The 13,991-nt window shown below is 64.3% G+C and carries 5 protein-coding genes; 1 reads left to right on the top strand and 4 read right to left on the bottom strand.

Annotated features, from left to right (window positions below; genetic code table 11):
* Window positions 1-40: 40 nt before the first annotated feature.
* Both PQG80_RS20005 and ypfJ read right to left on the bottom strand, forming a co-directional pair.
* The gene (locus PQG80_RS20005; RefSeq protein ID WP_271753277.1) at window positions 41-6,778 is read right to left on the bottom strand and encodes an S-layer homology domain-containing protein; all 6,738 of its coding nucleotides are present in this window, start codon (window positions 6,776-6,778) and stop codon (window positions 41-43) included.
* Between the two features lie 538 nt (window positions 6,779-7,316).
* Entirely contained in the window at window positions 7,317-8,147 is an 831-nt protein-coding gene (ypfJ, locus tag PQG80_RS20010; protein ID WP_271753278.1) for a KPN_02809 family neutral zinc metallopeptidase, read from the bottom strand.
* Between the two features lie 264 nt (window positions 8,148-8,411).
* Between ypfJ and PQG80_RS20015 the strand changes: the two genes are divergently transcribed.
* A complete protein-coding gene (locus PQG80_RS20015; RefSeq protein WP_271753279.1) occupies window positions 8,412-9,662 on the top strand; it encodes a TraB/GumN family protein in 1,251 nt (416 codons plus the stop codon).
* 194 nt (window positions 9,663-9,856) lie between these two features.
* Here the strand turns inward: PQG80_RS20015 and PQG80_RS20020 are convergent, their stop codons facing one another.
* A complete protein-coding gene (locus PQG80_RS20020; RefSeq protein WP_271753280.1) occupies window positions 9,857-11,338 on the bottom strand; it encodes a stalk domain-containing protein in 1,482 nt (493 codons plus the stop codon).
* A 122-nt stretch (window positions 11,339-11,460) separates the two neighbouring features.
* A complete protein-coding gene (locus PQG80_RS20025) occupies window positions 11,461-13,902 on the bottom strand; it encodes a glycoside hydrolase family 31 protein (RefSeq protein WP_271753281.1) in 2,442 nt (813 codons plus the stop codon).
* Between the last annotated feature and the right edge of the window lie 89 nt (window positions 13,903-13,991).

The raw sequence follows: 13,991 nt of genomic DNA on the forward strand, positions 1-13,991 counted from the left end.
CATCCCCGCATCGGAGCGAAGACGCGCATTCCGTATTCGATCATTTTGATGATGAGTCAGCTGCGTTGGACAAACCGGCCGCCTGCAGCGTGCGGCTCAGCATCGCGGCGGCCTCCGCACGGGTGGCCGTCGCGCGAGGCGCGAAGCTGCCGTCCGGCATGCCCTTGACGATGCCGAGCGCGGATGCGGTCCGGACCGCTTCGGATGCCCAGGCATGAACGTCGGACGCATCCTTGAACGCGGCGGCCGCCTTGGATGCCGCGTCCGTCAAGGCGGGCGCGCCCGCCAGCTTCAGCGCCTGCGCCGCCATGAGCGCGATCTCCTCGCGGGTGACCGTCGCCTGCGGACGGAAGCTGCCGTCCTCGAAGCCGCGGACGAGCCCGTACCGGGCCGCCGTGCGCACCTCGGCCGCATACCAGGCGGTGTCGGCCACGTCCTCGAAATCGTTGCCGCCGTCGCCGCCGTCGGAATCCCGCAGGCCGAGGCCGCGGACGAGGAGCGCCGCGAATTCAGCCCGCGTGATGCTCCGCCCGGGTCCGAACGCTTCGCCGCCGATGCCTTTGACGATAAGTTTCGACGCCATCCGCTCGATCTCCTGCTTGGCCCAATGATTCGCTATATCCGTGAAATGGGCCGCGTGCGTTGCGACGGCGTATACGCTGTTGCCCGGGCTGCGGATCGTGACGACCGTCCCGCCGTCCTCGCTCGCCTGGAACAGCGCAGGCACGTACACGAACGATCCCGTGCCGTCCGGGGCGGTCCGGTAGACGACCGCGGTCACGGACGCCTCGTCGAGACGGCGCGCCGTCTTGATGGTGCGGTCGACGTAGACGCCGCCGAAGTCGGCGATCGTCTCGGTCTTGCCGCCGCCGCGTAATTCGACGGAAAATTCGACCGGATCCGCGACCAGCTCGAGTCCCTGACGGACCCCCGCCTCCCGGATCGGGGATACAGCTACGCCCTCAAGCGGCTTGACGTCGAAGATCCACAATGCCTGCGGATCCCGATCGTAACCGCGATCCTGGATAAGCTTGACGGCCAGCGACAGCGGGAACCGGTACGTCGCGTCGCCGTTCGCAATCGTCAGGACGGCGTCCGGCTCGCCCGCCGCAGCCGCGAGCAGCGCCTGCGCCGTGAACGGCGCGGTGCCGTCGGCAGCCGTATTCACCGCCACTCCGCCGCCGGTCGCCGACTTCAGCTTGGCGTCGTTGGCTGCCGCCGCAGCCCGTATCGCGCTATCGGCGGATGCTGCCGCGCCTTCGCCGCCCGATACCGGCGGGTTCACGAGCTGCGCCGCTTCTACTTTGACCGTATAGATCCGCTCCGTACCTCCGTAAGAGACGTGCAGGCGCGTCTCTCCCGCCGAGATGCCGGTCAATGCGCCCCCGGAATCTACTGCTGCAATGGACGCATGATCCGTCGCGAAGGTTGCTTGCGCCGTCACGTCGTTGCCCTGGGCGTCGGTCACCTTGATCGCCAGCGAAGCGCCGGCGGTCAGCGCGAAGCCGTTCGGCCCGCTTCCTGCGGACGCCGCCGCGAACGGCTTGGCGGCGGAAGCGAAGCCTTCGTTGACCTCCCGTAGGGCGAAGCCGGCGGAGGCGTTCGCGACGTCGGCGATTCTCGCGCCGCGCACGATGACATTGTCGATCTCGGCCGCGCCCGTCACGGTCGGCGCGATCTGCACGCCGGCGGTGCCTGCGCCGTCGAGCGCGAGATTTTGCAGCAGCAGCCTGCCCGATACCGCCTGGGTCCCGCTAACGACGACGCCTGCGTACGTGCTGTCCAGTGCCGTATTGTCCCTGATCACGATCTCGCCGGTCATATTCTTCGTATCCGCAAAGAGCCAGAACGCGCCCAGATTCGTCTGCAGGCCCGTATCGTAGCTGCCCGTGCGGATCAGCGTATTGCGCTCGACGACCGTCGTCCCCGCGAACGGCAGCGGGTTGAACCGCGTGGATACCGTGATGCCGGACCCGTTCACGATCGTGTCCTTGGCCACATTGTCCTGGATCCGGTTGTCCGTGCCGCCGAAGACGGCGATGTTGTTGGCGAGCCATGGCAGGCTCACCGTGTTGAAGCGCGCGGTGTTGTTCACGCTCGAGCGCCCGTCGGTGGACCACATGGCGATGCCGTCGTCGCCCGGGTACCGGACGTCGCTCTGCTCCAGCATGCTGTCCGTCGTGCCGACGCTGAAGTTGATGCCGTCCGCCATCAGGTTGCGCATGCGCAGGCCGACCATGTGCAGACCGTGCGTATACGCTTCGCCGTCCTTCACCTTGGTGAGCCACAGCCCAGCCTTCGTATGCTCGATCCAGACGTTCTGCAGTACGGAGCCCGGGCCGAAGCCGCCGTGGAACGCGTTGGTGATCGCCTCGTCGTCCCGCACGTTGATGTCGCCGTCGATGAGCAGGTCGTAGACGCCGACGTCATCGCCTTTGCCCACGAACTTGGCGCCCGTCAGCTGCGTGTGCCACATGCCCGCGCCGCGGAGCTGGATGCGGTCCAGATCGAGCAGACCGTCGCGAAGCTCGTATTCGCCGGCCGGGAACCATACGCCCTTGCCTTCGGCCCGCGCGTCCGCCATCGTCCGCTTAAACGCCGCGGTATCGTCGAGGCCGTCGTCGGGCGCCGCGCCGTAGTCGTCCACGGACAGGAAGCCCTCCGGCTTTTCCAGCGGGGCCGCCGCCTGCTCGAAGTCCGCCAGATCGATCGTGTAAAAAGGAGAGGCGCTGTCGGCGTCCTTCTTCAGCGCGATCTTGGCGCCGGCAGGCACGTCGCCGATCAGGGCGTGAATCTCGTCGAAGAAGCGGTGCCCGCTGCCCTGCGTAGGATCGTTGGACCAAGGGTAGCTGCCGTACTCCCAGGCATACTTGGACGTCAGCGTCAGCTTCTGCCTGAATTCGCCGTTCACGTACAATCCCAGCGTCTCCGTGCGGCCCGCGCCGTCTACGCTATCGGGGATCGAGTAGCGAAGCACGATCGAGTTGGCCGGACGCGCCAGCGTGAACGCGACGTAATCGCCGGTCTCGCTCAGCTTCACGGCCCGGCGGCCGGACGCTTCGGAGGCGGGATCATAGTACGCGCGGGAGGCGCGGAGCAGCTCGCCGTTCGTCTCGGCGTCCTCCGCCTCGTAGGTCGCGTACGGGGTCGTCGCGCCGCGGTACGCCGGCGCGACGCTGTCCTTCAGCGTCAGCGAATCGACGGAGAGCCCGGTCGCACGGCTGGTATCCGCGCCGGATGGCAGCAGCGCGATCGTGTTCAGGCCCTCGCGCAGCGTCAGGCGCAGCGTCGCCGTCGACCATGCGGCGCCGGTCGGCTGGAGGGCGAGGCCGGCGGCGGAGAGACCGTTGACGGCGATGGCGAGCGTCGTCGGGGCGGATGCGCCCGGGCTGGCGTAGCGGACGACCGCATCGTAGTCTCCCGCGGCTTGCGCGTTGACGGCGAAGGCGAGCTTGGCATGTGCGCTTTGTTCGCCGTCTGCGGCGCCGGCGGCCCAACCCGAAGCATAACCGTAGCCGGTATAGCCCGCCAGGGCATCAAGCGCCGACACGTCGCCGCCCATGAACGCCTTTTCCGCCTCGTACACGACGTCTCCCGGGATGCGCTCGTAGATCCAGCGCCCTTGCCCGGCATCCGCGGCGGCGCCGTAGCCGGCGCTGCCGTCCGCATGGAGCAATAGCCCCTCGCGATCCGCGGCATTGCGCAGCTCAAGCAGTCCCTGCGTCTCGAACGCCTCCCACTGCGCGCTCGCCCGGCCCCGCGTCTCTTCGGCCGCGGCGATCGGCCGTCCGGCTTGATCCAGCGCCAGCAGCCGCCCGCTCGCGCGATTCTTGAGCAGCTTGCGGCCGTTGAAGTCCTGCAGCAGCCACTGCGCGGCCGCGCCGCTCTCGTCCGCCAGCTCGATCGTCCCGCCGCGGTCCGCGAGCCACGCGCCGCCGCTGCCGATCCGCGTATAGGCGGTATCGTCCGATATCGGCGTCGCCGTGTCAGTATTGGTAGCGCCGCCGTCCTCCGGCGTCTCGAATTCTGCCGGCGCCCCTACGAAGCTCCATCTCGCCGTTCCGAACGAGACGGGCACGAGGCCGCGCTCCGCATAACCGGCGGCGTTGTCCGTATGGACGTACTCGTCGTCGTAGCCGGCAGCCAGGTTCCGGATCAGCCATTGGCCGGCGGAAGCAGCCGAAGCCTCGATCGACCAGTCGGCGTTACTACCCGCGTCGTCCGATGCCGGCAAGCTCACGATGTAGCGGTAGTCGGGGGTCAGCGTCATCCGGTGCCCGGTCGCCCGGTTCTCGATGCGGGTCGCGCCGTCCTGCCGTACGAGCCGCCAATGACCGTACCCGTTGTTCTCGGCAATGCTGCCGTATAGAACGACGCCGCCGCGATTTTCGTACAAATACTGGCCGTTCGCTTGGTTCTGTATCCGGGTGTAGCCTTCGGGCGCCGCCGGCTTCAGTTCGACCGGTTCCGCTTTGAACAGCGCGCTGTCGGCGAAGTCCCCGCCGCCGGACTTGACAGTCTTGCTCACCTTCGTGCCGCCAGCGCCGTCCGTATAAATGTAATGGCCCGCCCAGCCGCTGCGGATCGCGGTATATCCGGGCTCGGTAGCGTCCTCCAGGTACCACTTGGCGCTGCCCCACGCTTCATAGATCACGGCCTCGGTAGCGAGCGGTATGCTCGGCGCGTCCTCCGTCTCATGTCCCGCCATGTTTTCCATCGCGATGTAGCGGCCGGTCTCGACATTCTTGAGACGCTTGGCCCCGCCGCCCGCGTCCTCGATATACCACACGGCGCGCATGTCGGCTTCCGGAAGGTCCGCGTATCCGACTTTGCCGGCCGCACCGCCGTCCGTTTCCTCGTAGAGCGCTTGACCTTCTTTGTTCAGGAAACGCAGGTGCGACGGACCCGCGTCGTCCACCGGGATCAGCGTCCAGCGCGGGCTGCCCCAGTTGCGGTTGATCTCGGCATATTCCGCGTACTTATTCAGATTCTGCAGGTTGACCAGCTTCTGGACCTCTTGGTTTTTCACCCGGTCCGCCACGTTGTAGATCAGCTTGGAGCCGCCCGGGAGCGATTCGACGACCCAGATCGCGCTCGTCCAATCGTCCATGACGTTCGTGGCGCGGATATGGCCGTCCGTCATGTCCTGCAGATTGACAAAATGGCCGGTGGCGCGGTTCTGGATCCGCTTGCGGCCTTGATACTTTTCGATGAGCCATTGGTCCCGTCCGTCCGTGCGCGGATTGCCGTACTTCAAGTCGCCGCGTACGTCCTCGTACCAGACGAAGGGCTTCCATTCGTTCTGAATGCGCACGTACTGCGGCGATCCGCCCGTCCGCGCGTCCGGATCCTCGAACAGCCACTGCGCGGCGTCGGCGTCCGGATCGGATTCACCCGCGCGCAAGATGCCGTCCTGCAGCAGCAGAAGACCCGATCCGTCGGCGGCGGCGATATTCATGTAGTCGTCGTACATCTCCGATGGCGCGACCTGCCATTGATAGACGGCGGACGACACGGACGCGGCGGGTCGAACCGCGAGCGGATCGCTTGACGCCAGATAGCCGCCGGTCGCGGCATTGCGGATGCGCTTCTTGCCGTCCTGGTCTTCGACGATCCACTGGTAAGCCAGATCGCTCTCCTGTCCGGCCGCCAGCGAGCCGTGCTTCAGCAGTCCGCCTTCCGCTTCGTAGAGATAGTCCGTGCCGACGTCGGCCGTCGTGTAATTCACGATGCGGACCGGTTTGACGTCGTAGGCGGGCGCGATTTTCCAATGCGCGTTGCTCCGGCCCGCCACCGACCAATCGTTGGAGCGCGCGTACGTATCCTCGAATTGGGTGTTGAGCACGTAGAAGGGATTGGCAGCGCTCGAGATCGAGACGTAACCCGGCGCGGGATCGCCGTTCTCCGCCGCGGCCGGTGCGATCGTCCACTGCTGCGCCGCGGACGCGGCCGCAGGCGCCGTCTCGATTCTGCGCCAGTAGTTGTCCGCGTCGAACTGTTCGAGATAAGCGCCGGTCGCCCGGTTCCGGATGCGCACCGTCTGCGCCTCGCCGCTCGCGCCGGACTCGACCTCTACGTACCAATGCGCCTTCGGGTCCGTCGGATCGATCTTGCCGTAGGCGGCGACGTTCCTCGTACGCCCTTCCTCCGGGTTCGCCGCCTCGTACAAGAACTGATCCGCTCGGTATTCATTCACGATCAGCACCGGCTGCATAGACTCTGCCGGCTCGAACATCCACTGCGGACTCTCGAACGTAATATTGATATCGTTGCTGGCTTCCGCATACCCGAGCTGATCCTCCTCGTGGATGACGAGGTTGGCGCTGGCTTCGGCGGTCGCGCTCTTGATGACCTTGTAACCGGGACGGCTAGCGTCCTCGATGCGCCATTGGTCCGCAGCCGTGCTCACCGCGATCTCGCGGGCGACGAGCGCATCCCGGCGCTTCGCCGTCTCGGCGATCGTGATATAGTGGCCGGTAGCGCGGTTCTGGATGCGCGTCCCTCCGGCGGCAGGCTCGAGCAGCCACTGCGAAGCTGGGTCGTCCAGCGCCGTCAGCCCGTAGCGCACGGTGCCGTCCGAGCCTTCGTACAGGTAGTTGCCCTGCCATTTATTCTTGATGCGTATGTAGGCCGGCGCGGCGCTGGCCGCACCTCCCGCGTCCGCCTCCTGCAATCGCTGCGGCTCCTGCTGCGCGGTCTCCGCCGCGAACGCGGGCACCGACGTGAGCATCAGCAGCGCCGTCATAAACGCCGCGAGCCATTTTCTCCAACTGGACATGGTCTGGTGGCCTCCCCATAATATGGAATCTTAATCATCGTAAAATGAAAACGATTCCATGGCGATGTGCGTTTATGGGCGTTCTAGGCGCAAAATTACGAAGTTGGGGTGGCACGTTAAGGCTTGGATGCGCTTATCGGCGCGGCCATGAGTGTGTGGAGGCGGCGTTAGTGCCCAAATGTCACTATCGGCGTGACATCGGTGGCTGGGAAGTGGCGTTAGTGCCCAAATGTGACTACGGCGTGACCTCGAGAGGCTTGGCGTCGGAGTTAGTGCCCAAATGTGACTATCGGCGCGGCCGCGAGGGGCTTGACGTCGGAGTTAGTGCCCAAATGTCACTATCAGCGTGACATCGGGGGGCTGGAAGGTGGCGTTAGTGCCCAAATGTCACTATCGGCGTGACATCGGGGGGCTGGAAGGTAGCATTAGTGCCCAAATGTCACTATCGGCGCGGCCACGAGAGGCTTGGCATCGGCGCGGCCATCAACGCCAAAAAGCCGCCGGCATCGCCCGGCGGCTTCACCCTTCTGCTGCAAATCTACAGATTTTTGGCGCTGAACGTGTCCCCGCCCTCGATCGTGCCGCTATCGAAGCCCTTCTGGAACCATCGCATCCGCTGCGCGGACGTGCCGTGCGTGAAGCTCTCGGGCACGACATAGCCCCGCCCCTTCTTCTGCAGCGTGTCGTCGCCGACCGCGCTAGCGGCCGAGATCGCTTCTTCAAGATCGCCTTGCTCGAGCACGTTCATATCCTGCGCGTGATGCGCCCATACGCCGGCAAAGTAATCCGCCTGAAGCTCCGTGCGCACCGATTGGGCGTTGGATTGCTTCGCGCCCATATTGGTCGTGCCGAGCAGCGTTTGCACGTGATGCCCGACCTCGTGCGCGATCACGTAAGCCATGGCGAAGTCGCCGGGCGCCTGGAACTTGGTCTTCAGCTCGTCGTAAAAGCTGAGGTCGATGTACAGCTTATGGTCGCCCGGACAGTAGAACGGTCCTACGGACGAGCCCGCGGTGCCGCAGGCGGACTGCACGCTGCCCGAATACAGGACGAGCTTCGGGTCCTCGTACGTCAACCCTTTTTCCGCAAAAAGCTGTCCCCACACATCCTCCGTATCGGCCAGCACGACCGACACGAATTGAGCGAGCTCCTGTTCTTCCTGACTTCCCTGGTAAGGCGTATCGCTGACCGAGCTCGTCGTCGTGCCCGTCATATTGTTCAGGATGCTGCCCACGTCTCCGCCGCCGAACAGCAGCGCGATCACCAGCACGATGATCCCGCCGATGCCGCCGCCGACCAGCTTGCCGCCGCCGCTCATGCCCCGCCGGTCCTCCACGTTCGCGCTGCCTCTTCTTCCCTGCCATTGCATATCGGGTTCCTCCTGCCTGTTCTATCGTCCATTTCCAACCTATCGCGACTCTTAATAGCGAAGATATTGCCGACCGTATATAGGTCTATACCCGGCAATCCGTTCCGCGCAACTGAGAATCCGCACCATGTCCGAGGACCGAGAACCCGGTTCTCCGCCTGTTTCATTCTTCCTAATTTTGTATACATTCAGATAGGATTAAAGATTTATCATTTTAGAAGCAGGTCGCATCGACCAAATCAGACGGACAGGAGTGTTGTGAAGTTGAAAAAGATCGGAGCTCTCTTCTTATCCCTCATCCTTGCGGTAAGCGTCTTCTCCGGCGCGGCTTCGGCGGCCGCCAAGCCGGTCAGCGTCTGGATGGACGGGGCGGCCGTGCAGTTCAAGCAGGGCAATCCGTTGGTCGAAAACGGGACGACGCTCGTACCGATGCGCCCGCTGCTGGAAAAGCTCGGCGTCGGTCTGCAATGGGACGGCAAAAGCCAGACGGTCTTGGGCACGAAGAGCGGATTGTCCTTCACGCTGCAAGCGGGCAACCGCACTGCGGTCGTCAACGGCGCCGTAGAAACGCTCGACGTGCCGCCGCGCGTCATTCGCGGCACGACGTACGTACCGCTGCGCTTCGTCGCGGAAGCGATCGGCTACAAGGTCACGTGGGATGCGAAGAACAACGCGGTCTCCCTGACGCCGCTGGGCCAGCCCGGCGGGAGCACCGGCTTCCTGTGGAAGGCGGAGAAGAACGGCAACACCGTCTACCTCCTGGGCTCCATCCACGCCGCGCAGGCGCAGATGTACCCGCTGCGCGCCGAGATCGAAGCAGCATACAAGGCGTCCCAATACCTGGGCGTCGAGGTCGACATGACCAAGATCGACCAGGAAGCGATGGACAAGCTGATCGCGGACAAGGGCACCTACAAAGACAGCACGACGCTGAAGGACCACGTATCCGCGGAAACCTACCAGGCGCTCGTCGACATTCTGAAGGCGAACGGAATGGAAGAAGACGCGTTCGATAAGTACGAGCCTTGGGTCGTCGCCCAATCGATCCCGACCGCGGCGGAGGGATATCAGGCGAACCTTGGCATCGATGCCTACTTCATGGGCAAGGCCGCCAGCGACAACAAGCTGATCGTCCCCTTGGAATCGGCGGACAGCCAGCTGGATATGTTCGACCGCTTCTCCCCGGCCTTGCAAGAAGAGCAGCTGAGACAGACAATCGACGCTTATCGCTCCGGCAACGGCGGCGACCCTGCGATGGACGCCCTTACCCGCATGTGGATTACGGGAGACGAGGCAGCGCTCCTGTCGCTCGTCAAGGCTACGGCCGAAGACCAAGAGTACTACAAAGCCATGGTTCTGGATCGCAACCTGACCATGTCGAGCAAGATCGAGGGCTATCTGAACGAAGACGATCAAACGACCCGCATGATCATCGTCGGCGCGCTTCATATGCTCGGCGACGACGGCATCGTCACGCGGCTCAAAAACGACGGTTATTCGGTGACGAAACTCTAAAGCCGGACCGCGCAAACAGGGACCGGGCGAATGCCCGATCCCTGTTTTTTGTATGCATACGAGCTGCTTCGCCTGCTTTCGGCCTAATTACGATCTGCTTCCGAACTACTCCGGCCTGCTTCCGGACTACTTACGGCACGCTTACAAACTACTCCAGCCTGCTTCCGATCTGCCTCCGGTTGCTTCCTGCCTCGTTACGTTCGGCTCAAATTCAGCTCCGCGAGCTTGGCGTCCCAGCCGACGGTCACGCCCATCCGCTGAAGCAGGGCGGCCGGCACCATCACGGCGCCGAGACTCGTATAAGGCTTCAGCGGCAGCACGACCTGCTTGCCGTCCACCGCGGCCTCCGACGCATTTTGACGGATAACGGCGGTGGAACGGCCGATCGTCACTTTGTAGGAGGCGTCCTCGCCGATCGTCAAGGTGCCGCCCAGCGCCCGCACGGTATCCTTGAGCGGGATCAGGAGCCGCTCTTCCTGCATAACGGCCGGATACGCGGTGACGAGCGGCTTGCCGTCGACTCTCACGCCGATTGCGGGCAGCACGGGCGCGGGCCGGTACAGCATTCGCGCTTCGTTCACGTTAGCCGACCCCGCTTCATGCCACTGATTGCCGCCTATGCCCCACAGCCTGCCCTTCGCATCGATCGCGAGACCGTGATGATAGCCCGCCGCGATCTCGCGGATGCCGGACCATCCGCCGATCTTACCGGCCGTGCCGGTCAGCCATTTGTTCGTCGTCCATACCTCGCCGCCGGCCGTCCTGATCAGCACGGCGTCGAAGGATGCGATCTCCGCTTCCTCGGCCTTGAGCGGCGTCGCGATCCGCGTCGGCTTGCCCTGCAGCCTCACTGGTCCTGGCTTGGCCTGCTGATACAGCGCGCCGAAATCCACCTGCGCCTGCCATGCCCTGCCCGAGATGTCGACGCCGACGACCCGGTCCTGATAGGCGGACAGCTGCTTCATGGCCGGGAAGCCTGCGAGGCGCGCCGGCGTCAAGAGCGCCGGGCCGCTGCCGTCCGGCTTGCGGATCGCGCCGAAGCTCCACACGGCGCCCGCGCCGTCGATCGCGTAGACGAGATCGCCCTTGGCGATCATGCTCGCGAACCGATAAGTTCCGGCGATCTGCGCGACCGCGATCTTGGGCTTGTCCCCTTGCCGCGGCTCGTACGTCCACCTCCACAGCGTACCGTCCTTCTGGAGGGCGATTCCCGGTACGGCCGCCGCCACGTCCAGCAGGCCCGGGATCTGCGTAGGCAGCGCCGTGCCTCCCTGCACGGCGCCCCTCGCGCCCCATTCCCATACGGTCCCGTCGGCCGCGACGCCCGTCTGCGTGCCGACGCCGTTGGTCGAGATCGCGGCGATAGCCGGGAGTCCGGGGAGCCGGACCGGCCTGTCGATGGCGCTCGTGACGCGGGATTCCAGGACGCCGAGCTCGCCGAACAGCGTGCGTCCCCAGGCCCACACCGTGCCGTCGGCGCGCAGGGCGGTCGAGTAGTATTCGCCGGCTGCGACTTGGACAAAGGCCGTCGAGGCGACGGCACGGGCACCGGAAGCCGGGGACGTTGCCGCAGTAAATACCGGACGATCGGGCGCCGCAGCCGCCGCGACGGCGCCGGCGGGCAGGAGCAGCGCGGCGGACAGCAGCGCCGTCAGTCCTTTATTTAGAATAGGCACTAGAATTCATCCTCTCTTCTACGTAAGCTACGATCCATGATTTAGACGCGGAGGATGAGTCAAAAGTTTCCTATTCAACCAAAAGACGGCCCCTGCGCGAAGGCAGCGGGCCGTCTCTATCATTAAGCGAGCCGGAGCTCGAAGCCGTCCTCTTCGCTGACGTCCAATTCCGCGAAGAATCGTCCGGCTGCGGCATCGTAGGACCATTCGAGCAGCGCTGCGCCCGAGGCCGTAACTTGCGAAGGCGCCTTGGACGGCCTCTCCACAAAGATGCGTAGAATGCGGGAAGCTGCCGTCCCATGCGCCGTCCCCGTTACGCCGTCGTGCGCCCGCTCGCAGCGCAAGGAAGATCCTTGACCATCGGCGTCCTCCGTCCAGACGAACCTCCGCAGCCGGTAATGGCCCTGCTCGTAGGCATACGTCAATCCATCGTCCTCGTACAGCGCGAAGCGCCCTTCGCCGCCCGCATATACGGTTAGCGTGAGCGGACCCGCCTGCGCGGCCGCATCGCACGCATGCATCGTCAGCGGCTGCTCCGCGAGGATACCGCCCGCGCGGACGTACATCGGCATCGTCTCGAGCGGCGCGTTCGCCAGGATCCAGCGGCCCCCCTCGCGGCGCTCGCCCGTCCAGTAGTCGTACCAGGCGCCGGCAGGCAGATAGACCGCGCGCGAGAACGTGCCGGGCCGCAAGATCGGCGCGATCATCAGGTCCGGACCGAAGAGGAATTGGTCGCACAGGTTGTAGACGGACGCATCGTCCGGGTACTCCATGAGCAGGGGACGCACGATCGGCAGACCGGATACGGACGTATCGTAGAAGAACGAGTAGAGCGTCGGCATGAGTCGGTACCGCAGGGCGATATAGCTGCGGCAGATGTCTTCTACCTTTTCGCCGAAGAGCCAGGGCTCCTGCCGAATCGTATCGATGGCGCTGTGATTGCGGCAGAACGGGGTAAACGCGCCTGCCTGCGTCCAGCGCGCCAGCAGCTCGCCCGTCGTGTCGTGCGAGAAGCCGCCGATATCGGGACCCGCGAACGCGACGCCGGACAGGCCCAGATTGAGTACCATCGGGATGCTCATCGCCAGATGCTCCCAGTACGAACGGTTGTCGCCCGTCCATACGGTCGCATACCGCTGGATGCCGGCGTAGCCTGCGCGCGTGAGTACGAAGGGCCGCTCGCCGTTCAGGTGGCGCTTCATGCCTTCCTGCGTCGCCTTCGACATGAGCATGCCGTACAGATTGTGCAGCTCGCCGTGCGTCTTGGGATCGCCGTTGTTCGCATGGACGACATCAAGGTCCATCGTCTTGGACTCGTTAAAGACGGACGGCTCGTTCATGTCGTTCCAGATGCCCTTGATGCCGTTGCCCGTAAAATGAACATGGAGGTCGCCCCACCACTCGGCCGCCCGGTCGTCCGTGAAGTCCGGGAAAGCGCTGGGACCCGGCCACACCGGACCGATAAAGATCTCGCCCTCGAGCTTGCGGCAGAAATAACCGTTATGGACGCCTTCCCGGTAAACGGGATACGAAGGGTCCTTCTTCACGCCGGGATCGACGATCGGGACGAGATTGAAACCGAGCGACTCGAGCTCGCGCATCATCTCCTGCGGACGCGGGAACGCCACGGGGTCCCAGGTAAACACGCGGTACTCGTCCATATAATGAATGTCCAGATACAGCACGTCGCAGGGAATCCGCTTCTCCCTGAACGTCCGCGCCACCTTCAGCACTTCCTCCTGGTTCATGTAGCTGTAGCGGGACTGCTGGTAGCCGATCGCCCACTTCGGCGGCAGCGGCGTGCGGCCGGTCAGCTCGGCCAGGTTGCGGACGACGTCCTTCAGCGTAGGTCCCTGGACGATATAGAGATCCAGGGCGCCTCTCTCCGCCGAGATCTGATAGCGGTCCGCGCGGGTGCGCATATCGAACGCGGTGCGGCCCGGATTGTCGAGCAGCACGCCGTAGGCGGGACGGCCGTAGCGGAAATGAATGCTCCACGGGATCGACTGGTACAGCGCCTCGATGTCGGGCACGTGCGGCTCATATACGTCGCTGTTCCACATCTCGTAGCGCTCTCCTTTTTTATCGAGGAAGCCCGTCTTCTCGCCGAACCCGTAAAAATGGGATTCGCCGTCCATCGCCAGCAACGCCGTCTGCGCGCGCTTCTCGTTCCACTCGATACCGAGCAGGTCGGCCAGCAGCTCTCCGCTGTCGTCGTACACTTTGACGCCGAACGGCGACTTGGCGGCGACCGTCCGCAGTCCTGCCGATAGGATCGTGTACGACGCCTCATCCTCGGTCAGGACGATATCGCCAGTCTGGGTCAGCGGCAAAATGGCGGGCGTCGTGCCCAGATCCGGCTTGTCTCCGCCGAAAAAGACCTTGAGCCTCAGGATGCCCGCCGCAACGGGAATTATCGCCAGGTTGGCATGGTCGCCATGCAAGACGGCGCCTTGGCTCCCGAGCGGCGTAACGCCGGTCAATCGCTTGATCCGGATTAGCGAATGCTTGTCCGCATCGTTGCCCGAAACCTTGTCTGGATGAATTTCTTCGCTGTTCAACATGGCCAGATGACACCTCTGCCTTCTAAGATGGCTTCATCATAACAAAGGTCCTATAGAACTGAAATTACCCAGACTACGCAAAGTATGTG

It is taken from the genome of Cohnella rhizoplanae, assembly GCF_948329515.1.
GTDB lineage: Bacteria > Bacillota > Bacilli > Paenibacillales > Paenibacillaceae > Cohnella > Cohnella rhizoplanae.

Excerpts from the sequence above, each read along its gene's own strand:
- ypfJ (WP_271753278.1), bottom strand. The coding sequence starts at position 8,147 with ATGCAATGGCAGGGAAGAAGAGGCAGCGCGAACGTGGAGGACCGGCGG.
- PQG80_RS20025 (WP_271753281.1), bottom strand. The coding sequence starts at position 13,902 with ATGTTGAACAGCGAAGAAATTCATCCAGACAAGGTTTCGGGCAACGAT.
- PQG80_RS20005 (WP_271753277.1), bottom strand. The coding sequence starts at position 6,778 with ATGTCCAGTTGGAGAAAATGGCTCGCGGCGTTTATGACGGCGCTGCTG.